The sequence below is a fragment of the Agrobacterium sp. 16-172Ci genome (assembly GCF_053522725.1).
Window position 1 is genome coordinate 1 of record NZ_JBNWBW010000035.1, and the last position, 21740, is coordinate 21740.

At 59.5% G+C, this 21740-nt stretch carries 23 protein-coding genes and 1 tRNA gene; 11 read left to right on the forward strand and 13 right to left on the reverse strand.

The genetic code is table 11. The features are described from left to right. Positions 1 to 207 precede the first annotated feature (207 nt). The gene (locus tag ACQZ40_RS23480) at positions 208 to 1584 is read left to right on the forward strand and encodes an aspartate aminotransferase family protein (RefSeq protein WP_198939221.1); all 1377 of its coding nucleotides are present in this window, start codon (positions 208 to 210) and stop codon (positions 1582 to 1584) included. Between the two features lie 60 nt (positions 1585 to 1644). Continuing rightward, the gene (locus ACQZ40_RS23485; RefSeq protein ID WP_065654149.1) at positions 1645 to 2115 is read left to right on the forward strand and encodes an OsmC family protein; all 471 of its coding nucleotides are present in this window, start codon (positions 1645 to 1647) and stop codon (positions 2113 to 2115) included. A 3-nt stretch (positions 2116 to 2118) separates the two neighbouring features. Here ACQZ40_RS23485 and vapC read toward each other — a convergent pair whose 3' ends face one another. The 7 genes from vapC to ACQZ40_RS23520 form a co-directional block, all read right to left on the reverse strand. Continuing rightward, on the reverse strand, positions 2119 to 2508 hold the full coding sequence (gene vapC, locus ACQZ40_RS23490) for a type II toxin-antitoxin system VapC family toxin (protein WP_065654148.1): 390 nt from the start codon (positions 2506 to 2508) through the stop codon (positions 2119 to 2121). Beyond that, a complete protein-coding gene (locus ACQZ40_RS23495; protein ID WP_003524105.1) occupies positions 2505 to 2735 on the reverse strand; it encodes a type II toxin-antitoxin system VapB family antitoxin in 231 nt (76 codons plus the stop codon). Before ACQZ40_RS23495 ends, vapC begins: the two co-directional genes overlap by 4 nt. Positions 2736 to 2801: 66 nt before the next feature. Next, the gene (gene amn, locus ACQZ40_RS23500) at positions 2802 to 4307 is read right to left on the reverse strand and encodes an AMP nucleosidase (protein WP_078054232.1); all 1506 of its coding nucleotides are present in this window, start codon (positions 4305 to 4307) and stop codon (positions 2802 to 2804) included. Positions 4308 to 4414: 107 nt separating this feature from the next. After that, positions 4415 to 4588, reverse strand: a complete 174-nt coding sequence (locus ACQZ40_RS23505) for a hypothetical protein (RefSeq protein ID WP_003509979.1) — start codon at positions 4586 to 4588, stop codon at positions 4415 to 4417. A 10-nt stretch (positions 4589 to 4598) separates the two neighbouring features. Next, positions 4599 to 4781: a hypothetical protein gene (locus tag ACQZ40_RS23510; RefSeq protein WP_020809511.1), complete on the reverse strand. Its 183-nt coding sequence runs from the start codon at positions 4779 to 4781 to the stop codon at positions 4599 to 4601. 158 nt (positions 4782 to 4939) lie between these two features. Next, on the reverse strand, positions 4940 to 5536 hold the full coding sequence (locus ACQZ40_RS23515; RefSeq protein ID WP_448748760.1) for a hypothetical protein: 597 nt from the start codon (positions 5534 to 5536) through the stop codon (positions 4940 to 4942). Between the two features lie 162 nt (positions 5537 to 5698). Next, positions 5699 to 6037: a DUF2147 domain-containing protein gene (locus ACQZ40_RS23520; RefSeq protein ID WP_003524108.1), complete on the reverse strand. Its 339-nt coding sequence runs from the start codon at positions 6035 to 6037 to the stop codon at positions 5699 to 5701. A gap of 599 nt (positions 6038 to 6636) precedes the next feature. Between ACQZ40_RS23520 and ACQZ40_RS23525 the strand changes: the two genes are divergently transcribed. After that, on the forward strand, positions 6637 to 6900 hold the full coding sequence (locus tag ACQZ40_RS23525) for an SEL1-like repeat protein (protein ID WP_003524109.1): 264 nt from the start codon (positions 6637 to 6639) through the stop codon (positions 6898 to 6900). Positions 6901 to 6948: 48 nt separating this feature from the next. Then, positions 6949 to 7152, forward strand: coding sequence for a hypothetical protein (locus ACQZ40_RS23530; protein ID WP_125144603.1), 204 nt, complete (start codon positions 6949 to 6951; stop codon positions 7150 to 7152). Between the two features lie 182 nt (positions 7153 to 7334). Here ACQZ40_RS23530 and ACQZ40_RS23535 read toward each other — a convergent pair whose 3' ends face one another. Continuing rightward, the gene (locus ACQZ40_RS23535) at positions 7335 to 8447 is read right to left on the reverse strand and encodes a pyridoxal phosphate-dependent aminotransferase (protein ID WP_448748761.1); all 1113 of its coding nucleotides are present in this window, start codon (positions 8445 to 8447) and stop codon (positions 7335 to 7337) included. A 155-nt stretch (positions 8448 to 8602) separates the two neighbouring features. Next, positions 8603 to 8950, reverse strand: a complete 348-nt coding sequence (locus tag ACQZ40_RS23540; protein WP_035240153.1) for a hypothetical protein — start codon at positions 8948 to 8950, stop codon at positions 8603 to 8605. A gap of 306 nt (positions 8951 to 9256) precedes the next feature. On the opposite strand from ACQZ40_RS23540, the gene ACQZ40_RS23545 reads away from it, so the two are divergent. Both ACQZ40_RS23545 and ACQZ40_RS23550 read left to right on the forward strand, forming a co-directional pair. Further along, positions 9257 to 10474: an NAD(P)/FAD-dependent oxidoreductase gene (locus ACQZ40_RS23545; RefSeq protein ID WP_448748762.1), complete on the forward strand. Its 1218-nt coding sequence runs from the start codon at positions 9257 to 9259 to the stop codon at positions 10472 to 10474. 7 nt (positions 10475 to 10481) lie between these two features. Beyond that, the gene (locus tag ACQZ40_RS23550) at positions 10482 to 11282 is read left to right on the forward strand and encodes an aldolase/citrate lyase family protein (RefSeq protein ID WP_127758296.1); all 801 of its coding nucleotides are present in this window, start codon (positions 10482 to 10484) and stop codon (positions 11280 to 11282) included. Position 11283: 1 nt separating this feature from the next. Here the strand turns inward: ACQZ40_RS23550 and ACQZ40_RS23555 are convergent, their stop codons facing one another. Then, positions 11284 to 11460 (reverse strand): hypothetical protein, encoded by a 177-nt coding sequence (locus ACQZ40_RS23555; RefSeq protein ID WP_162856870.1) that lies wholly within the window; start codon positions 11458 to 11460, stop codon positions 11284 to 11286. Positions 11461 to 11549: 89 nt separating this feature from the next. Continuing rightward, complete coding sequence (locus ACQZ40_RS23560; RefSeq protein ID WP_065654142.1) at positions 11550 to 11891, reverse strand: hypothetical protein; 342 nt, start codon at positions 11889 to 11891, stop codon at positions 11550 to 11552. A 162-nt stretch (positions 11892 to 12053) separates the two neighbouring features. Between ACQZ40_RS23560 and ACQZ40_RS23565 the strand changes: the two genes are divergently transcribed. The 3 genes from ACQZ40_RS23565 to ACQZ40_RS23575 all read left to right on the forward strand — a co-directional run bounded on the left by ACQZ40_RS23565 (position 12054) and on the right by ACQZ40_RS23575 (position 15597). Continuing rightward, positions 12054 to 12144: transfer RNA gene (locus ACQZ40_RS23565), tRNA-Ser, on the forward strand. Between the two features lie 714 nt (positions 12145 to 12858). Beyond that, on the forward strand, positions 12859 to 13926 hold the full coding sequence (locus ACQZ40_RS23570) for a porin (RefSeq protein WP_304982391.1): 1068 nt from the start codon (positions 12859 to 12861) through the stop codon (positions 13924 to 13926). A gap of 603 nt (positions 13927 to 14529) precedes the next feature. Beyond that, complete coding sequence (locus tag ACQZ40_RS23575; RefSeq protein WP_220319358.1) at positions 14530 to 15597, forward strand: porin; 1068 nt, start codon at positions 14530 to 14532, stop codon at positions 15595 to 15597. 330 nt (positions 15598 to 15927) lie between these two features. Here ACQZ40_RS23575 and ACQZ40_RS23580 read toward each other — a convergent pair whose 3' ends face one another. After that, positions 15928 to 18000, reverse strand: coding sequence for a lytic transglycosylase domain-containing protein (locus tag ACQZ40_RS23580; RefSeq protein ID WP_448748763.1), 2073 nt, complete (start codon positions 17998 to 18000; stop codon positions 15928 to 15930). 465 nt (positions 18001 to 18465) lie between these two features. Here ACQZ40_RS23580 and dapA point away from each other — a divergent pair, with 465 nt between their 5' ends. Both dapA and smpB read left to right on the forward strand, forming a co-directional pair. Then, positions 18466 to 19350 (forward strand): 4-hydroxy-tetrahydrodipicolinate synthase, encoded by an 885-nt coding sequence (gene dapA, locus ACQZ40_RS23585; RefSeq protein ID WP_003524121.1) that lies wholly within the window; start codon positions 18466 to 18468, stop codon positions 19348 to 19350. Between the two features lie 161 nt (positions 19351 to 19511). Continuing rightward, the gene (smpB, locus tag ACQZ40_RS23590; RefSeq protein WP_078054125.1) at positions 19512 to 19994 is read left to right on the forward strand and encodes an SsrA-binding protein SmpB; all 483 of its coding nucleotides are present in this window, start codon (positions 19512 to 19514) and stop codon (positions 19992 to 19994) included. Between the two features lie 183 nt (positions 19995 to 20177). Here smpB and ACQZ40_RS23595 read toward each other — a convergent pair whose 3' ends face one another. Continuing rightward, positions 20178 to 21677, reverse strand: a complete 1500-nt coding sequence (locus tag ACQZ40_RS23595; protein ID WP_448748764.1) for a methyl-accepting chemotaxis protein — start codon at positions 21675 to 21677, stop codon at positions 20178 to 20180. Positions 21678 to 21740: the final 63 nt, after the last annotated feature.

Genomic DNA, 21740 nt, shown 5'->3' on the forward strand with positions numbered 1-21740 from the left:
GGCTACGGTAGAGATATTCGGAGAGCTAGCCCCCTCATCCGACCCTTCGGGCCACCTTCTCCCCGGCGGGGAGAAGAAACCCAGCCGCACCCGTTCGTCCAAGCCGCCCCCTAAAAAACGCCAGCCTTGCCAAATCGAAGCCGCCCGGCCATGTTCGGCGGGCGCGGTGGCGTGAGCGCCGCTGCCTTTATGGGAGTGCGATCTGTCATGAATGAAATCTCCAAGCCGATGTCCAATCTTGCCGCCATCGATGCCGCCCATCACCTCCACCCCTTTTCCGACATGGGCAAGCTCAACGCCGCCGGCACCCGCATCATCGAGCGCGCTGAAGGGGTGTTCATCTATGACAGCACCGGCAAGAAATATCTCGACGCCTTTGCCGGCCTCTGGTGCGTGAATATCGGTTACGGACGCCGCGAGATCGCCGATGTCGTGCAGCGCCAGATGAACGAACTGCCCTATTACAACGCGTTTTTCGGCACCACCACGCCGCCCGCGACGCTTCTGGCGCAGAAGATCGCCTCGCGCGCCGGGCCAAAGATGAACCATGTGTTCTTCACCAATTCCGGTTCGGAAGCGACCGATACCTGGTTCCGCATGGCGCGGGTTTACTGGAAGGCGCTCGGCCATCCGACGAAGACGAAGGTTATTGCCCGCCGCAACGGCTATCACGGCTCGACGGTGGCGGGCGCTTCGCTCGGCGGCATGAAATGGATGCACGAGCAGGGCAACCTGCCGATCGAGGGCGTGGCCCATATCGGCCAGCCCTATTGGTATGCCGAGGGCGGCGATCTTTCACCGGCCGAATTCGGCCTGAAGGTGGCGCGCGAACTGGAAGCGAAGATCGATGAACTCGGCGAGGAAAATGTCGCCGCTTTCGTGGCCGAACCCATTCAGGGCGCCGGCGGTGTTATCGTGCCGCCGGAAACCTACTGGCCGGAAATCGCCCGCATCTGCAAGGCGCGCAACATCCTGCTCGTCTCCGATGAGGTGATCTGCGGTTTCGGCCGTCTCGGCTCCTGGTTCGGTTATCAGCATTTCGGCGTGGAGCCGGATTTTGCGCCCGTTGCCAAGGGGCTGTCTTCCGGTTACCTGCCGATTGGCGGCGTCATCGTCTCGGATCGTGTGGCGGAGGTGATGTTGTCCGAGGTCGGTGACTTCAACCACGGTTTCACCTATTCCGGCCATCCCGTCTGCGCCGCCGCCGCCCTGGAAAACCTCCGCATCATCGAGGAGGAGGGACTGGTGGAACGGGTATGCGACGATATCGGCCCTTATTTCTCCGAGGGCTGGAAAAGCCTGACGGATCACGAACTGGTCGGCGAGGTGGTGAACGTCGGCCTGATGGGCGGCCTGCAGATTACCGCCGACAAGGCGACGCGCCGGCGTTTCGCCAAGCCGGACGACATCGGAACCGCCGTGCGCAACCATTGCCTGGCAAACGGCCTCGTCATGCGCGCCACCGGCGACCGCATGCTGGCCTCACCGGCACTGACGATCAGCCGCTCGGAGGTGGATGAGATCATAGAAACGCTGCGCAAGGGGCTCGACCACCTGCGCGATACGCGGGAGCATTTCCAGTAAAAGGGCGTAGCGGTTTTACGTCCGGAAAATGCGACGAAAAAACTCTTAGGGAGGACTAACATGGCAGGACAGGAACATCATTACGCCGTTCAGGTGAAATGGACGGGCAATCGCGGCAAGGGAACGTCGGGCTATCGCGACTATGAACGCGACTACACGATTTCCACGGCGGGAAAGGCTGACATCGCCGGCTCCTCCGACCCCGCCTTCCGCGGCGATCCCTCCCGCTGGAACCCGGAAGACCTGCTGGTCGCCTCGCTCTCGGCCTGCCACAAGCTGTGGTACCTGCATTTCTGCTCGGTCAACGGCATCATCGTTGAAGACTATGTCGACAATGCCGAAGGCACGCTGGTGATGGAAAAGGATGGCGCGGGGCAATTCAGCGAAGTGGTGCTGAAGCCGGTCATCACCATTTCAAAGGGGGATGCCGCCCGGGCGGATGAGCTGCACCATGATGCGCATGACAAATGCTTCATTGCGCGCTCCGTGAATTTTCCGGTGCGGGTGGAAGGGACGGTGAAGGTGGTTTGAGGCTCACGCCAGTCGTAGACCGAGATGATCGGCCATCGGCTGAAAGTCTCGGTCATTTTGCAACAGCGTGTGCCCGTGCTCGATACAGTAGGTACCGATAATGAGGTCGTTGCTTTTTCTGATCGTATAGCCGCGCTCCCGCAGGAAGCGGTAATTGGCGGCGGCCTTGATGGCGAGCTGGGGCGACATCATCGCGACGCAGGGAAATTCGCCCAGCATCTGCTCAAGTCGGCGCGCATGATGACCGTCACGCGCGCCTCTAAGCACCTCAAGAAGAATGATATCGCCGATCAGAATTTCGCCCTGCGCCATTAAGGCGCGAAACTTGGCGGAGAGGGTAGGCGCGTCTTTTCGAATAAATGAAATCCAGGCAGAGCTATCTGCTACGATCATTTGGCGTTCTTCACATCCCAGTCCGTCTCAGCATCCCAATCCGTCCGCATCTCGTCCAGATCACCTTCCCAGCCCATGCCCTCCAACGCATCGAGGGCGCGCATCTGACGATGAATGCGCACCAGATCGCGCAACGCCTTTTCCACCGTTGCCTTTTTTGTCGAAAGGCCGGTGATTTCCATCGCCTCGGCGAGCAAGGCGTCATCGAGTTCAATGTTGGTGCGCATCGAAAACTCCTTGGTGTATCGATTTTCGAAATAATACACCAAGGACGCTTTCCGCGATATCTGTTTTTACTGGAACGCCGTCTCGTAAAAGCTTCGAAGCTTGCGCGAATGCAGCGTTTCGGTGGGCATGGCCGCGAGTTTCTGCACGGCGCGGATGCCGATCTGTAGATGCTGGGCGACCTGGGTGCGGTAGAACTCCGTCGCCATGCCGGGCAGTTTCAGTTCGCCATGCAGCGGCTTGTCGGAAACGCAGAGCAGGGTGCCGTAGGGCACGCGGAAGCGGAAGCCATTGGCGGCGATGGTGGCCGATTCCATGTCGAGCGCTATGGCGCGCGACTGCGACAGGCGCTTGACGGGGCCAGCCTGATCGCGAAGCTCCCAGTTGCGGTTGTCGATGGTGGCGACGGTGCCGGTGCGCATGATGCGCTTCAGCTCGAAGCCCTCGTAGCCGGTAACTTCCGCCACGGCGCCTTCCAGCGCCAGCTGCACTTCGGCAAGCGCCGGGATCGGCACCCAGACCGGCAGGTCGTCATCCAGAACGTGGTCCTCACGCACATAGGCATGCGCCAGAACATAATCGCCAAGCCGCTGGCTGTTGCGCAGGCCAGCGCAGTGGCCAACCATCAGCCAGGCATGCGGGCGCAGCACGGCGATGTGGTCGGTGATCGTCTTGGCGTTGGAGGGGCCGACGCCGATATTGACCAGCGTGATGCCGGCATGGCCCTTTTTCTTCAGGTGATAGGCGGGCATCTGCGGCAGGCGCGCGAGCACGGCATCCGTTTCCGGCTTGTCGCAACCGGCGGGGGTGACGATATTGCCCGGCTCCACGAAAGCCGTGTAACCCTCGCCGCCATTCTTCATCAACTGACGCGCCCATGCGGCGAATTCATCGATATAGAACTGGTAGTTGGTGAACAGCACGAAGTTCTGGAAATGGTTGGCGCTCGTCGCCGTATAGTGGCTGAGGCGGGCCAGAGAATAGTCGATGCGCTGCGCGGTAAAGGGCGCGAGCGGCGCGGGTTCGCCCGGCACCTGATCATATTCGCCATTGGCGATGAGATCGTCGGTATTGTTGAGGTCGGGCGTATCGAACAGATCGCGCAGCGGCACGTCGGACAGCGAGGAGGCCGCCGCCGCCTCGACATAGGCGCCTTCGCCGAAAGCGAAATGCAGCGGAATGGGCGTGGCCGATTCCGAAACCGTGACCGGAACGCCGTGGTTCTTCATTAGAAGCCCCAGCTGTTCCTTAAGGTAATGGCGGAAAAGCTCCGGCCGGGTGATGGTCGTCGTGTAAACGCCGGGGGCGGTGACATGGCCGTAGGAGAGACGCGAATCGACATGGCCGAAGGTGGCGGTCTCAAGGCTCACCTGCGGATAGCAGGCGCGGTAGCGCCCGGCAATCGGCGCGCCCTTGGCAAGCTCGGTGAAGGAATTGATCAGGAACGCCGTATTGCGTTCGTAAAGCGCGGTCAAAGCCGCCACAGCTTCTTTCGGGTCCGTGAAGGACTGCGGCGCGAAAGGCTCGGGGCTGATGAAGGTGAGGGGCGGAATCGTTCGTTTTGCTATTGTCATGGCCCATTATAAGAGGCCAATTTCGACAGGCAAGCGACAGAAATACGAAGAAACTGAAAAGAAACGCAAAAAGGGCAGTTCGAATAACGGCGGGTCGGCGGAAAATTTCAGCCGAGCGCGCCGCGCTGCAGGCTCATCAAAAGCACGAAGCCGGCGCCCTTGGAGGCGGGGCGGGGATCGGCCTTGTAAACCGCAAGTCCGGCGACCGGACCGAGAAAGATCGACGCCATCAGCACCAGCCGCAGCGCGGAAAACAGGCCGTTGGAAAAACTTGTCGTCATCGGCCTGTCCTCACAACACGACGGGGCAATTGGCGGCGGGCGAGGGGCTGTGCTGGCAGGCGATTGCCGCGCCTGCATTCACCCGCTGGAAACTGCGGTTCGGATTAACGACGAGCGAGGCGAAGGACATGGCGAAGATCGCCATGAGAAACGCGAAGATTGCCAGTCGGCTGATCAGCTTTGCCATGTCCATTCCCCTTATTGGAGTTGATGGACAGAGTTTTGCCACACTCGGACTGAACGGACCCTGAGACCCCGGTTCATATGGCATTCAGGGATGTTAACAGGCGGTGACATGGCAGATTGATGCCGCAATGGCGCCGGCCATCTCGCGGGCCACGCGATTTTCGATCAGGACAGAGCGGCTTCCGCACGTGCCGCAAGATCGGTCAGCAGGGTCTCGAATGCCTGAGGCTGCGTCACATCGACAACCGGCACGCGGTGCTCCTGCGCGGATGCCAGCATGTCCGTGTTTTCCCGCAACGAACGCTCGATAAAGGCGTCGATGATCCGCCGCTTCTCAGCCGCTGCATCTTCGTAGCGGGCGTGAGAGCGCATTCTCTCGAGAAGAAAATCATTGCCGGCGTGGAGAAAGACACCGGCGACCTCGCCGCCAAGCAGGGGCGAGATGAATTCCGGCCGCAGCGCCGCCCCCTCGAAGATCGTGGGAGTGCCGGTGCCGGACCTGCTATCGATCATCGTGCGGATCAGCGGCCAGATGTTCTGATGATGTATCTTCAGGAACCAGTGGATCGTTTCCGCCGAGAGCCGTGTGTAATATTCTTCCACCGGTGCCGGAATGCCCGGCCATGGCCTGCCCGGATGGCGGGCGAGACTGTCGGTCGATATTGCCTCGCAGCGCAGCCTTTCGCTCAGCAGGCCGGCAAGGGTGCTTTTGCCGACATGCGAGGTGCCCCCAATCAGCATTGTCGAAAGGGTGGGGCGCATGCGTCGCTCTCGTTGGTGTTGGGCGCAACGATACATCAACGGATATATGGCTTCCATGCCGCTTGCGCCCGCAGTCTCGAACGTAATCCTTGGGCAGCGCACCGTACCGTCAGGCGCGGGACCGCAGGCGGCAGGACAGAAGCCCGCCCGCCGCCCTGTCGATTACAGCCGCGTCCAGGTCTGCGATTTGCACAGAACCTTCAGCACGCAGCCCTTCATGCTCAGCGAGTTGCCGGAAACGGTGCCGGAGCCGCTATAGGTCTTGTCATTGGCGGGATCGGTGATTTCACCCGAATAGCTGTTTCCCTTGCCGGAAAGCTTGCCGATCTGTTTTCCGGCGTGTTTGCCGGTCTTCAGCGTCACGCAGAAGGCGCCGCCGCAGGGGCCGATCACGGCAGTTTCGCCACTGGCGGTCTTCCAGTTGCCTTCGATTGCCTCGGCGGCGAAGGCAAGGTTGCCGCTCAGCATGAGGGCGGCGGCAATCGTCATTATACGCTTCATAAAATTCCTCCCGAAATGCGCGCAGGCTTCCTCGAGCCGGCGGCCCAAAGACGCGATGCGCAGATCAAACCCTTTTGGCGGGCGAATGCGCCATCTCTGGCCCAAGCCGCCTGCGGCGCAACGATTGCTCCTTGCACCGCGCTATCCTGTGCCCGTTTCATCCTCATGACGGGCAGGGCGGATAGTATTTGACGTTCACGTAAAAGGAAACAGAAATTTGCGGCTCCGGCGCGGCATTTGCAGCGGCGGGACGAGCGAAAGAGGAAGAATTGGAAAATCGCTGTTTTGATCGTGGTGAAGGAAGGGTTTAAATCCAATTCTAAACTTTTCGTAAAATTCGCCGCAAAGTCCTTAATTTCCGCGGCTCGTGATATTTAACGAAAACCCAATTTTACCAATCGTTTGCAGTTTGTTTGCGGCCCATTAATCATGCCTTTTAAGCGACCGTTGAAGGCCCCGTGGCATAGTGAACTCATCAAAAGCGCAGGGAAAGCCTGCCGGACGAAAGGACAAAAAAGCCGCAAAAGACGGCAGGTCCGGACGATGGCCTCGACAAGAAGGCGAATGATGAAACAGGCAGAAGGACAGGGATTAAAACAATGGCACGCTTTGAAATTCGCGATATCGAAATGGCTGCCGGTGGCGAAACCCGCGCCGACACTCTTTGCAATCTCGGCCTGGTCTATGCGACCGGCCGGGGCTGCAAGGTGGACCTGATCGCCGCCCATAAATGGCTCAACATCGCCGCGATCCGCGGATCGGAAAGAGCCGCTTCGCTGCGCGCCGATCTCGCCCGCAACATGACCAAATCGGAACTGGCCGAAGCGCTGCGCGCCGCCCGCGACTGGATGACGATGCACTGATCGACCCAGCCATTATTGAGATTGCCGGCCCGGTTCCCTCCAGTCCCGATGACCGGCGCAAAGGAAAGTAAACCCGAAGGGGAACGCGGCGAGGGCTTTGAAAAGGGCTTTTGCGCTGACACATCAAACCGCGACCGGCAGGAACAAGGCCGGCGCGGTTTTCTTATGTTTGGCGATGTCGCTTCGTCGGAAAACGATTCGCGGGCAGGGGCTTGCGGGCGGATGTTGAATCGCATTCGCATCATCCTGTGATGAGGATGAAACCGCTACGGCAGGCATGACAGGTGCGGTTTTCGAATCGCTTCCTTCTTCCGTCATGCCGGACCTGATCCGGCATCCAGCCACGCCGCGTCTGCGGCGTGAAAGGGTCTTTCGCGATCAAGGACTTGATCGCGCTGGATTCCGGCTCAAGGCCGGAATGACGGCACTCGATATCAGCCGATCGACTTAAGAACCTTCGGCAGCGCCTGCTCGAACAGATCGAGCTTGTCACCCGGCCCCACGCTCACGCGAATGCAGCGGTTGAGCGGCGCGACGCCCGGCATGCGGATGAAGACGCCATGTTCCATCAGCCCATCGACGATGGCGCGGGCATAAGCCCCGTCGCGGTGGCAATCGATGGTGACGAAATTGGTAGCGGAGGGGAGCGGGGAAAGGCCGTTATTGCGCGCGATTACCGAAATGCGCTCACGGGCGTCAGAAATTTTACCAACGACTTCACGCAGATAGTCCTGATCCTTCAGGGCCGCCAAAGCGCCGGCGACCGAAATGCGCGCCATGCCGAAATGGTTGCGGATCTTGTCGAAGGCTTCGACATTGCCGAGCGTGCCGATGGCGTAACCCACGCGTGCACCCGCCAGCCCATAGGCTTTCGAGAAGGTGCGCATGCGCAGGATGTTCGGTTGGCCGATCAGCGCATCGATGGCCGGAACGGCGCTCGCAGGCGCGGTTTCGCAATAGGCCTCGTCCAGAATAAGCAGGCAGGTTTCGGGCAATGCACGGGCAAAGGCGACGACTTCGCTCGCTTCCCACCAGCTTCCCATCGGATTGTCGGGATTGGCGAAATAAACGAGCGGCGCATTTTCCCGGATGACGAGATCGAGAAGCCCGTCAAGGTCTTCGTGATCGTCGACATAGGGTGTGGTCACGAGTTTCCCGCCAAAACCGTTCACATGGTAATTGAAGGTGGGGTAGCCGCCAAAAGAGGTGACGACAGGCGTGCCCGGCTCGACGATCAGCCGCGCGATCTCACCCAGCAGCCCATCGACGCCGCTGCCGATGGCGATATTGCCGCGTGCAACGCCATGGTGGATGGCAAGCGCTTCCTTCAGCTCATAATTTTCCGGATCGCTGTACATCCAGGTCTCGGCCGTCGCATCGCGCATGGCCAGAAGCACGGAAGGGGCGGGGCCGAAGCCGCTCTCATTGGCGCCGATACGCGCTTCAACCTTCAGGCCGCGGTTGCGCTCGATGGCTTCGGGGCCGACGAAGGGAACGGTTGAGGGAAGCGAAGCGGCAAGCGGCGTGAGGCGGGAAAAGGCTGACATTGGCTGAGAGTTCCGGTACCTGTGTTTAAACCCGGCTCACAATAGGTGCAAAAAAACCGGACGCAAGGCGCAGCCGGTCCCGGCACGACTGTTTTGGAACAGAATTTTACGTCCCGGCGAGGAGACGGAACAGCCATCGGCCTGTCATGTCGGGGTCACGCGTTGGTCTCGAAGCTCAGGCGTCGCACATGGTGCAGGAACTCCGCATCGATCAGCATATTGAAGCCGATCGTCACTTTTTCCTCTTCGCGGCGGATCAGCGTGCAGCCGATCTCGTCGCGGATACCGAGAATTTCCAGATAGAAATTGGCCGGCATTTCCAGATCGGGACTGACATCCAGTTCCGCGCCGTAAAGGGAAATGGTCCGCACCAGGCAGCGCATGGTGTCCTTGGCGCTGAGATGATGCCCGATGAAGGTGATCTTGCCGGGCCGGTCGATCTGAAATTTCTCGTACATCTCGTCCTGGGGGACGTTCTGACGGGGATCCATATGCAAAGCCATGACAACCTCCCGGATTGCCTCTTTTGATGCCGATTTTAACGCCGCTTCCTTGCCAGGGCATGAAGGAAATCCGCGCAATTGTCTGTTCTGTGTCTCGATCTCGACCAATCTTCCCTTCGGAAGCCGATGTTTCCGCTATGGAAATGCATTCGGCCCCATCCGGTTGCAGCCTGTGCTGATACTGCGTCACGCTTGCACGGGGCTGGTGTTGACTGGGGCCGTACTTGGCGTTACGCCTGAACCTTGCAATATCGCATCGCGGGACCCGGCAGGACCGGCGCTTCGTGATTCTTCTGGGAGTGGACTGTGACGGGAAGGCTGGTAATCGTCGGGGCGGGGCAGGCCGCTTTCGCGCTGGCGTCGAAGCTTCGGGCGCTGAAGGATGAGCGCCCCATCACCATCGTCGGTTCCGAGGATGCCTATCCTTACCAGCGGCCGCCGCTCTCCAAAAAATACCTCCTCGGCGAGATGAGCTTCGACCGGCTGATGTTCCGGCCGGAGGAATGGTACGCGGAGAACAATGTCGATATCCGGCTTTCCACCTGGGTTGAGGAGATAGACCGAGCCGCCAAATCCCTGCGCATGCAGGACGGCAGCACGCTTTCCTATGACAGGCTGGTGCTGGCGACCGGGGCTGCTCCCCGCCTGCTGCCCGCCAGCATTGGCGGCGATCTGGAAGGCGTTCTGACCGTGCGCGACAAGCGCGATGCCGACCGGCTTATGGAGGAGATGAAGCCGGGCCGCAGGCTGCTGGTGATCGGCGGCGGTTATATCGGTCTCGAAGCAGCGGCCGTCGCGCGCAAGCTCGGCCTCGAAGTGACCTTGATCGAAATGGCCGACCGCATTCTCCAGCGTGTGGCGGCGAAGGAAACCGCCGATATCATGCGCGGCATCCACCAGGCTCACGGCGTTTCCATTCGCGAAAAGACCGGCCTTGTGCGCCTTGTCGGCATGGACGGCCGGGTGGCCGCCGCCGAACTCTCCGACGGCTCGACGCTGGATGTGGACTTTGTGATTGTCGGCATCGGCGTGACGCCGAATGATCGCCTCGCTCGCGAATCGGGCCTTGATGTCGGCAATGGCATCGTGGTGGACGACCACACCCGCACCTCCGACAGCGCCATTCATGCGGTGGGCGACTGCGCCCTGCTGCCCTGGCGCGGCCAGCATGTGCGTCTCGAATCGGTACAGAACGCAGTCGATCAGGCCGAGGCGGCCGCTGCCGTGCTGACCGGGGCTGAAGCCGCCTATGATCCGAAGCCATGGTTCTGGTCGGATCAATATGACGCCAAGCTGCAGATTGCCGGCTTCAACCTGGGTTACGACGAGACGATGCTGAGGCAGGGCGCGCGTGAGAGCAGCTGGTCCGTATGGTATTTCCGCGACGGTCGATTCGTGGCGGTGGATGCCGTCAACGATGCCAAGGCCTATGTCGCGGGCAAGAAATTGCTCGATACCGGCGCGGAGCCGGATCGCGCCATCCTGGCGGATGCTTCCGCCGATCTGAAATTACTGCTTTCCTGAGGACATCATGCCTGCTCCCGAAAACCGTTTTAAAACCGCCATCCATGCCGGCAAGCCGCAGATCGGCCTCTGGCTCGATATGGGCGAGGCGATCACGGCGGAAATCGCCGGTACGGCGGGGTTCGACTGGCTGGTGATCGACGGCGAGCATGGGCCGAACGATCTGCGCAGCATCATCGATCAGCTGCGCGCCCTTGCCACATCGCCTGCCGAACCGGTAGTGCGCGTGCCGGTTGGCGAAAGCTGGATGATCAAGCAGCTTCTGGATGCGGGTGCGCGCACGCTTCTGGTGCCGATGGTCGATTCGGCTGACCAGGCGAAGGATCTGGTCAGCGCCATGCATTATCCGCCGCGCGGCATTCGCGGCATGGGTGCTGCCGTTGCCCGCGCTTCCGCCTTCAACACGATAACCGACTATGCCGACAGCGCCTCGGACAGCGTCTGCCTGCTGGTGCAGGCCGAAACGCGCGCGGCGATCAACGACCTCGACAATATTCTTGCGGTGGAGGGCGTGGACGGTGTCTTCATTGGCCCCGCGGATCTGGCCGCCGATATGGGCTATCTCGGCAGGATAGATGAGCCGGAAGTGCAGGCAGTGATCGAGGCGGCCATCGTCAAGATCGTCAAGGCCGGCAAGGCCGCCGGTATTCTCACCTTCAACGAAACCTATAATCGCCGCTATCTCGAACTCGGCGCGTCCTTCGTGGCCGTCGGCGCGGATGTGACGGAATTTGCCAGCACCCTGCGTGCGCTGTCGGCTCGTTACAAGGGCGGAGCGGCGCCCGCACCATCACGGTCTGGCTATTAATTCAGTCGTCGTTGCTGGCGTTCAGCTTTTCCGGCGGAATGCCTTCTTCGCCGGAGGCGAGATAACCGCTATTGATAAGGGCGGCGCGAATGATGCGCTGGATGGCCTCATCCCTTTCGACGCCATGATCCCTCGCAAAATCCGACAGAGCCGCTTCAATATCGTCGGTGAATTGCATATCCGCCCCCATTCATCACATTTCAAACCAGTAAGAAAAGGCAAGGCAGGATAGACCCGCCTTGCCTCAATTTTAATTCGGTCAGGCGATCAGCGCCAGCGATAAAGGCTGCTGTTCGACGAGTTCTGCTGCGTGCTCGCGCCAACCGCATAACCGATGGCAAAACCGAGTGCGCCAACGATCGTCAGCAGGGAGGTCGCCGTGCCGGGATTTTCCTTGACGGCTTCCACGACATTCTGGCCCTGAGCGCGGACATTATGCGCGGCCTTGCGAACGCGTCCGCGCGCCTCATCCAGAAATTCGGACGCATCCTCGCTCACACCTTCCGCGCGGGCGGATACGGATTTGGAGAGGGACGAGATCTGCGAACGCAGCTCCGCAATCTGGTTTTCGATCGTGTCTTCGACAACATTCAGTTTGGTCTGAGCCATTAGAACACCTCTTTTGTTACCGAAGGCAGAACGTGCCGGCCTGCAAGAAGTTCCCGAAAGGCCCGCAAAGTTTCGCAGGAGGATGTTCAGCCAACAGGTTTTTGTGCTTCTTGGCGAAAAAGCCTTGCAATCATTTTTTTTACGCAATAATCAGGCCGCACCGGAGAGGTGGCCGAGTGGTCGAAGGCGCTCCCCTGCTAAGGGAGTATACGTCAAAAGCGTATCGTGGGTTCGAATCCCATCCTCTCCGCCACTTCGGCGCAAGACCGGAAAATCCCAGCCCCATCGATCCCAGTACCAAGCCACCGCCGCAGCGCTTTGGCGACGGTCTCCGCATGTCGCTTGTTCTTCCGTCTGTTTCGAATTGACACGCGCGACAATCGGCTGCTGCCGATATTGACGGGCAATCGTCAAACGCGACGTCATGTCATCAAATCAGTTCTCGCGGCAAACCAGAGGGATAGCGGCGTGTCGGTATCGTAACCGACATGCGGCGAGTCTTTCGAATCGTTCTGCGGGGAATCGGGCGGCAAACGGCATGGGTTTTTCCATCGTTTCTTCATGCGCGCTGCGAAGGAGTGTCAGGTGCAGGGGTGTGAGGAAGCAAAAGTTTCCATCATCCTTGCCCGGCGAGGCAAGGCTTCGCCGAAAAAGCCGGTAGTTTAGAAAGACCTTGTTAACCTCGCTAACTAACGGATTTTCAAGCAATTTCTTAACGCATGGTAAAGCCGACTGCGGGCCGGCTGCGCACTGTGTGTTGTTTCCGCAACAAACCGAAATGAAGCATATACGTAAATGCTATTTATCGGATGTTGGCGATTGCAAGCGGCGAAACCTTTTGTATTTTCACCACCAGAAGCGAGGCGGTGGATCGTTTGGCTTCTAAGAACACGGGAATGGGGCAGGGAATGCTGTCCTTCAGCGAAAGTACCCAGACCCACTTAAAAACTTTGACTGGAGGTCAACCATGAACATCAAGAGCCTTCTGATCGGCTCCGCTGCGGCTCTCGCAGCAGTATCCGGCGCTCACGCTGCCGACGCTATCGTCGCTGCTGAGCCTGAGCCCCTGGAATACGTTCGCGTTTGCGACGCTTTCGGCACCGGCTTCTTCTACATCCCCGGCACCGAAACCTGCCTGAAGTTCGACGGTTACATCCGTTTCCAGACCGACTTCGGCCGTAACCTGTCCGGTACGTCTGACTGGAACTCGTTCACGCGCGCCCAGTTCAACATCGACACCCGCACGGACACCGAGCTCGGCGCTCTGCGTGGCTACATCGGTCTGCGCGGTCAGGCTAATAACGACTCCAGCCGTGGCGTTGTTGTCGACCAGGCTTTCATCGAGCTCGGCGGCCTGAAGGTCGGTTACTACTACAACTGGTGGGATGATGGTCTCTCCGGCGAAGTTGACAGCCTCAGCTCGAACCAGACTCGTCTGAACGCTATCCGTTACACCTACGACGCTGGCTCCTTCTACGTTGGCGTTGCTGTTGAAGAACTCGACGCTGCTCGTGGCTCTTCCAACATCTCTGCAGACTTCGTAAAGGGCGGTTCGTTCGAAAACCCGAACAACGTTGGCATCTCCGCTATCGTTGGCGCCAAGTTCGGCGGCGTAAACGCTAACCTGCTCGGCGGCTACGACACCGACGCAGAAGAAGGCGCAATCCGCGGTATCGTCACGGCTGACATCGGCCCGGGCACGTTTGGCCTCTCCGGCGTTTGGGCTTCTGGCGCGAACAAGTACTACGAAGAGTCTGAGTGGACCGTTGCTGCTGAATACGCAATCAAGGCAACCGACAAGCTGACCATCACCCCCGGCGTCCAGTACTTCGGTACGATCGACATCGGTGCTGACAACCAGTTCGTTGGCGACCGCGATGCATGGCGCGCTGGTGTAGCTGTTGGCTACAAGATCACCCAGGGCCTCTCCACGCTCGTTTCGGTTAACTACCAGGACGTCGACGGCACCGAAGGTGTTGACACCGGCGCTGGCGACAGCTGGGTTGGTTTCGTTCGCCTTCAGCGCACGTTCTAATCTGATCTGACATTGTCAGTGATGGAAAGCCCGGCTCTCGAGCCGGGCTTTTTTTTGAATGGTATTTTGATAGGGCAGACATCGCGGCGGGTGGCGAGATCGTGGCGGCGTTCCGATTTCTGCGGCTTTATCCTCGGAACAGATCGCTAGCGCATGCCCATTGATTCGCTCGGTATCTGGAGCCTTGAGTCGGTTCAGGAATCCGAAGCTGTGTGCTTTTGCTTTTCGGTCAGTTTTTTTCTTGCGGAAGTAGGGACCTCTGCACATTGCAATCGTCTTTTGAACAATTTCCGGTGGCCTGATCGTGTCCAGATTCAGGTGATCTCGTGGGTTTTCTCACGGCGGATTTTTCGAGCCTCTTGTTAAGTTACTGAAAAGCATAAGTTATTAACGATTTTTTAACGAATGGGGTCCCGTCGGTTAGAATTGTAGCTATTTCGCAACAATGAAAAACTAAGGACACCTTACTGTCTTCCTTCTGTCATGATTACGATTGCCTGAGCGACCGGTTTTGGCTCTAATCAGCTTCATAAGCGGCACGCATTTCTGAAGTGCTTTCCCACCCGCTGCTTAGAAGATTAAGCGTTTGACTGGAGGTCAACCATGAACATCAAGAGCCTTCTCATCGGCTCCGCTGCCGCTCTCGCAGCAGTATCCGGCGCACAGGCCGCTGACGCTATCGTCGCTGCCGAGCCCGAGCCCCTGGAATACGTTCGCGTTTGCGACGCTTTCGGCACCGGCTTCTTCTATATCCCCGGCACCGAAACCTGCCTGAAGTTCGACGGTTACATCCGTTTCCAGACCGACTTCGGCCGCAATCAGTCTGGTACGTCTGACTGGAACTCGTTCACGCGCGCCCAGTTCAACATCGACACCCGTACCGACACCGAGCTTGGCGCTCTGCGCGGTTACATCGGCCTGCGTGGCCAGGCTGACAACGACAGCGACCGTGGCGTCAACGTCGACCAGGCTTTCATCGAACTCGGCGGCCTGAAGGTCGGTTACATGTACACCTGGTGGGATGACGATCTCTCCGGCGAAACCGATATCCTGTCTTCGAACACGACCCGTGGCAACGCTCTGCGTTACACCTATGACGCTGGTTCGTTCTACGCAGGTATCAGCGTTGAAGAACTGGATGCCAGCCGTGGCGGCTCCAACATCTCCGGCGACTTCGTTAAGGGCGGTTCGTTTGAAGGCCCGAACAATGTTGGCGTAAGCGGTATCATCGGCGCTAAGTTCGGTGCAGTTGCTGCGAACCTGCTCGGCTCTTACGACACCGACCAGGAAAATGGTGCAATCCGCGCTATCGTAACGGCTGACATCGGTCCCGGTACCTTCGGTCTCTCTGGTGTTTGGGCTTCTGGCGCAAACTACTACTACGAAGAGTCCGAGTGGGCAGTTGCTGCTGAATACGCAATCAAGGCAACCGACAAGCTGACCATCACCCCCGGTGCTCAGTACCTCGGCACGATCGACATCGGTGCTGACAACGACTTCACTGGCGACCGTGATGCATGGCGCGCTGGTGTAACGGTTGACTACAAGATCACCCAGGGTCTGGATGCCAAGGTCGCTGTTAACTATCAGGACGTCGACGGCACCGAAGGTATTGATACCGGCGCCGGCGATAGCTGGACTGGTTTCGTTCGCCTTCAGCGCACGTTCTAATCTGATCTGACATTGTCAGTGATGAAAGCCCCGGCAGAAATGCCGGGGTTTTTCTTTTGGAAGACTAAATGGGACTATAGGACGTCGGACACCGCGTCGGCTTTGAGGCATCGACCAGCCAGCCTCTCGCTTATCGGCAAATTTGCCCAAACCGTCGCCGTCATCCCTGAGCTTGTCCCAGTGATCCAATCATGTCGCATGAAATCTAAGTGTTGCAGATGCTCGGGACAGGCCCGAGCATGACGCAAGAGAACTTTAGGCTTCGAAGCAGTCTGGAGCGCTGGCCGGCAGGTGCTTGAATGCTCCGCTCGTCACCTGAGGAAGCCGGCTTTACCCCGCACGCCCATGGCGCAGGTCGTCAACGATATCGGCCTGTTGCCCGAGCCTCGTCTTGTAAACCTGATAATTCTCCATCACCCGCTGCACGTAGTTGCGGGTTTCGGGGAAGGGGATGCGCTCGATCCAGTCGACCACCTCGTCGATCGGCTTGCCGCGTGGGTCGCCATAGCGGGCGATCCATTCCGGCACGCGCTTCGGCCCGGCATTGTAGGCGATGAAGGTGAGGATGTAGGAACCGCCGAAACTGTCGATCTGCTCACCGAGATAATGTGCGCCGAGCGTGGCGTTATAACCCGCATCGGTGGTCAGTCGCGCCTGGGTATAGGGCAGGCCATGGCGTCCCGCCACACCCTTGGCGGTTCCGGGCAGCAGTTGCAGCAGGCCGCGCGCATTGGCGGCGGAGACGGCGGCCGGGTTGAAGGCGCTTTCCTGCCGGGCAATCGCGTAAGCAAGCGCCTTGCCGGAGCCGGCAATATTGGCGCTGGCGGGAATGACGCCGAGCGGATAGGCGAGTGCGGCCGCATCGATGCCGCGGCTGAAAGCCGTCTTGCCGATCTGCAGCGAAACCTGATGATTGCCGTTGCCCTCCGCCCTTGCCGCCAGAATGGCAAGCTCGCCGGGACTGTCGAGCTGTTCGGCCAGCGAGCGGTAAAGGCTGTCGGCCCGCCAGCCGTAACCGGCTGCTTCCAGCCGGTCGATGGCGCGCACGGCTTCGCGGCCGGCGAAACGTTCGCGGTCGCCGCTGCTGGGGCTTGGATAGGTGACATTCAGTGTCTTGGCGCCGATTCGCGCAGCGGCAAGCTGGCCATAGAACGTGCCGGGATGAGCGGCGGCTTTGGTGAAGAAATCACGGGCATCCCCCGGTCCGCCGGCTTCCGCCGCTCGCCCGAGCCAATAATAGGCGCGCGACGCCGAAAGTGGCCGGTTCGAAGTCTGAAGCAGCGTGTTGAAGTGGCGCGAAGCCGTGGCCGGATCGCGCAGCGCTCTTAGCGCATACCAGCCGGCATGGAATTCCGCATCGGCGGTATCGACGGCGGAGGTGGCCGAATGATTGGCGACGATACGATAGGCCTCGGCGAAATCGCCGAGATCGGCGACGCCGCGCGCAATGATGCGCCGCTCGTTCCACCATTCGCCCGGATTGACGAGCTTGGCCGTTTCCTTCGGGGCCTGCCGCAAAAGCACGGCGGCTTCGGAGTATTTCTGCTGGTTGCGCAGGTTTTCCACCCGCGCGAAAAGATAGGCGGGGTCGCTGCGCCAGGAGGCGTCGACTTTGCCGAGCAGCGCAGTCGCAGTTGTGGATCGCTGCAACACGGCCGCCCACGCATTGTAAAGCGACTGCGCCTTGCCGAGATCGCCGAAACGCTTCGCCTGGCTGATGCGGCTGCGATACATCAGATAATCCATGCGCGCCTTGTGGTCGGCGGGCGTCAGATAAGTGGGAAACTCGGCAAGCACACGGTCTTCCATGTCCTTGTCCATGCCTTCGCTCACCCAGAGCTGGCGAATGAGACGCTGCGATTCCGCACCCTTGCCGGAGGAGGCGAGCGCCTTGGCGAGCAGCACGCTGCCTTCCGCGGTTTCCGGCCGGCTATTGCCGAAGGCGGCGAGCACCTGCGATGCCGGCGGATCTTCGCGGTAAAGCGCTTTTTCGGAATTGGCGCGCAGGGTGGCAGCACCCGGCCAGCCGGAGAGCTCGCGCTGGGCTGCGGCGATTTCGGCCGAAGCGACGTCCTTCTGGCCGGAAACGGCGATGGCCCAGGTGAGGATATGGCGGTCGAGGCTGCCGGTCGGCATGGTGTTGCGCAACGCAATCGCCCGGGCCGCATCGCGGCTGGAAAGCGCGTCGAGGCCGGCCTTCAACTGGCTTGTATCATCGGGGCGGTCGAGGCGCGGTATGGCGCCGGTGATCTCGGGTGAGGCCGGCATGAAGGCCGGAACGGTCGGCGCATTCGGCTTGACATAGGGAAGCGGGGCCGCACCTTCCGGCAGCGGCCCGGCCAATGCGTTCCAAACGGTTGCGGCAAGGCCCGCCGCCATCAATCCCCAGACTGTCTTTTTCATGCCGTTCTTCATCGTGTAACGGAGTTGCCGACTTTCTTCCAGAGCACGTCCTGTTAGACGGAATCGTTCGACATGCTCTGGCTCTTTGTTTTTCCGCATTTTCCGGACGTAAAACCGCTACGCACTTTTACTGGAAATGCTCTAATATCATTTCATTGCAGCGGGATTGCCGAAAACGGTCTGATGTCCCACCCGGAAATCTTGGGATTTCAGGCTTAATGAAATGTTAATCGCCGCCCTGCAATTCAATCAACTTTTATTCACCGTCCCGCGAGCGGCGTCTCATTTCGACGCCTGCTTTTTTTGCTCGCCGATTGCGGCCCGGAGACTGTCACACTTCCGACAATTTCGGACAAAATACCCTGCCTTTGCGCTTGTCGGCGCCAAGGGCTGGCACTAATGTGTGCCGGTTTTAACCATCGAATGCGGCCGAAGCATGAACCGGCTCGGCGCCAGGAGCTTTGCATGTTCAAGGGATCAATTCCCGCCCTCATTACCCCGTTCACGGACAATGGCGCCGTGGACGAACAGGCATTTGCCGCCCATGTGGAATGGCAGATAGCCGAAGGCAGCAACGGACTTGTGCCCGTGGGCACGACGGGGGAATCTCCGACCCTCTCCCACGACGAACACAAACGTGTCGTCGAGCTGTGCATTGAGGTAGCGGCGAAACGGGTTCCGGTCATTGCGGGTGCTGGCTCCAACAATACCGATGAGGCGATCGAGCTTGCGCTGCACGCGCAGGAAGCCGGCGCGGATGCGCTCTTGGTGGTCACCCCCTATTACAACAAGCCGACCCAGAAGGGTCTGTTCGCGCATTTTTCCGCCGTTGCCGAAGCGGTGAAGCTGCCGATCGTTATCTACAATATCCCGCCGCGCTCGGTGGTGGATATGTCGCCGGAAACCATGGGTGCACTGGTCAAGGCGCACAGGAACATCGTCGGCGTCAAGGATGCGACGGGCAAGATCGACCGCGTTTCCGAACAGCGCATTTCCTGCGGCAAGGATTTCATCCAGCTCTCGGGCGAGGATGGCACGGCGCTCGGTTTCAACGCCCATGGCGGCGTCGGCTGCATTTCCGTTACCGCTAACGTTGCGCCGCGCCTCTGTTCGGAGTTCCAGGCGGCGATGCTCGCCGGCGATTATGCCAAGGCGCTGGATTATCAGGATCGCCTGATGCCGCTGCACAAGGCGATCTTCATGGAGCCCGGTGTTTGCGGCACCAAATATGCGCTGTCGAAGACGCGCGGCGGCAACCGCCGGGTCCGTTCGCCGTTGATGAGCACGCTGGAACCGGCAACGGAAGCGGCCATCGATGCGGCGCTGAAGCATGCCGGCCTGATGAACTGAGACAGGCCCGAAAGCGTTTAAGGCGCGCCATGAACCGCTTCGCAACAGAAGCCGTTCGGCGCGCCTTTTCTTTTCGCGGCGACAACATTAAATAGGGGTTCGAAAACCGCTCTCGGCGGTAAGCCGAAGGCGCAATAAGAAAAACAAGGGATTGAAATATCATGGCCCCCAAAGGCAGCCAGCGCGTGGTGAACAAGATCGTTGCGGAAAACCGCAAGGCTCGTTTCAACTACGAAATCATCGACACCTATGAGGCAGGGCTCGTGCTGACCGGCACCGAGGTCAAGTCGCTGCGTGAAGGCAAGGCGAATATTGCCGAATCCTACGCATCGGACGAGGGTGATGAAATCTGGCTCATCAATTCCCACCTGCCGGAATATCTGCAGGCCAACCGCTTCAATCACGAGCCGCGCCGCCGCCGCAAGCTGCTTTTGAGCAAGCGCGAGATCAACCGTCTGCGCGCCGGCATCAACCGTGAAGGCATGACGCTGGTGCCCTTGAAGATTTATTTCAACGACAGGGGCCGCGCGAAGCTGGAACTGGCGCTCGCCAAGGGCAAGAAACTGCACGACAAGCGCGAGACGGAGAAGGAACGCGACTGGAACCGGCAGAAATCGCGGTTGCTGAAGGGTGGGGCGGCCTAAGTCTCGGTGAGTTTTGCGTATAAGGCATGCCGCCTTTCGCAGCATACTCCTTCGTCATGCCGGACTTGATCCGGCATCCAGTCACAGCGCGTCTGCGCTGTGGAACGAGTCGTTTCAGCCCAAGGACTTGGGCTGGCTGGATCCCGGCTCAAGGCCGGGATGACGGGAGTGTGTTGTTGCCCGTCACGCCGCCCGGTACGTCCGCTCCACATGCGTCTTCGTCGTCGAAACGCTGAACCGGCTGACAAGCGCCGCCAGATTGGCGCTGACATCGCTCAGATTATGCGTCGCCGCATTCGTCTCTTCCACCATGGCCGCATTCTTCTGGGTCAGATTGTCCATGCTGTTGATGGCGGCATTGATTTCCTGAATGCCGACGGACTGTTCCTGCGCTGCCTTGGTCAGCGAGGCGATATGTTCCTGAATATGATCCACCTTGTTGCCGATCGTATTCAAGGATTCGCCCGTCTTGTTGACCAGCGAAACACCCTGCATCACGTCTTCGGAGGACTTGGCGATCAGCGTCTTGATTTCCTTGGCGGCGGTGGCGGAGCGCTGTGCGAGTTCACGCACTTCCTGGGCGACGACGGCGAAACCCTTGCCGGCCTCGCCGGCGCGCGCGGCCTCCACACCGGCATTCAGCGCCAGAAGGTTGGTCTGGAACGAAATCTCGTCGATGACGGAGATGATCTGGGTGATCTTCTGCGATGAGTCCTCGATGGCCCCCATTGCTTTCACCGCTTCCGTCACCACATCGCGTGAGCGCGCGGCTTCAATGGCCGAGCTTTCGACAATGGCCTTGGCTTCTTCTGAACGCTGCGCCGACAATTTGGAAATGGTGGTGATTTCCTCGACGGCGGCGGCGGTTTCCTCAAGGGCGGCGGCCTGCTGCTCCGTGCGGCGGGCCATGTCGTCCGTCGCGGAAGTCAGCTCGCGCGTATTGCCGGAAATCTTGTTCGCCTCTTCGACGATCTGCGCAAATGCGCCGGAGAGATTGCCGACCGCGGTATTGAAATTGTCGATCAGCCCTTCGAATTGCGGCGCGGTCTTTTCGCCGATGCTGGAGGTGAGATCGCCATTTGCCAGCTTGTTCAGCGCATTGTTGAGCAGTTCAAGAACGTGATCTTGCTCCTTCTTCATTTGCGCTTGCTCGGCCTCCACCTTTTGCCGTTCTGTGGCAAGCACGTCGAGATAGACGGAGATGGAGTAGTCCATGTCGAGAAGGGCGGCCTTGATGGTGGCGGACAGGGCTTCCTTCACCTTTTTGGCCTTCTTTTCCATGAAAAAGCCCTTCAACTCGGACTCGATCACCGCCTTGACGATGCCGTCGAGCATCAGGGCATAACCGCCGATGTACCATCTCGGCTCCAGCCCCAGCCTCGCATGGGTGCGGCCGATCGCGGTTACGGCGTCGGTATAATCCGCATTGAATGTGCCGGAGGCGATCCTCTCCCAGTGTTTGAGCTGCATGCTCTTGGCGTGGTGGATATGGGCCTCGCTGGAGAAAAACTTTGCCGTCTCCGGCACCGAGCGAACCTTCGTATAAAAACGATCGAGAGACGCATCGAGAGAGCCGGTGATAACACCTTTCATCTCGGAGAGATTTTTCCGTTGCTCGTGACCAAGTCCCAGAAAATTCAGTCTTTCGTCGAGTTGTCGGTCGGTTTTTGCTTGGCCATGCATGTCTAAACATCCTGATTTGGCACCGAAATCATATCGTTGGCGCCGTTACATCTTTTAGACACC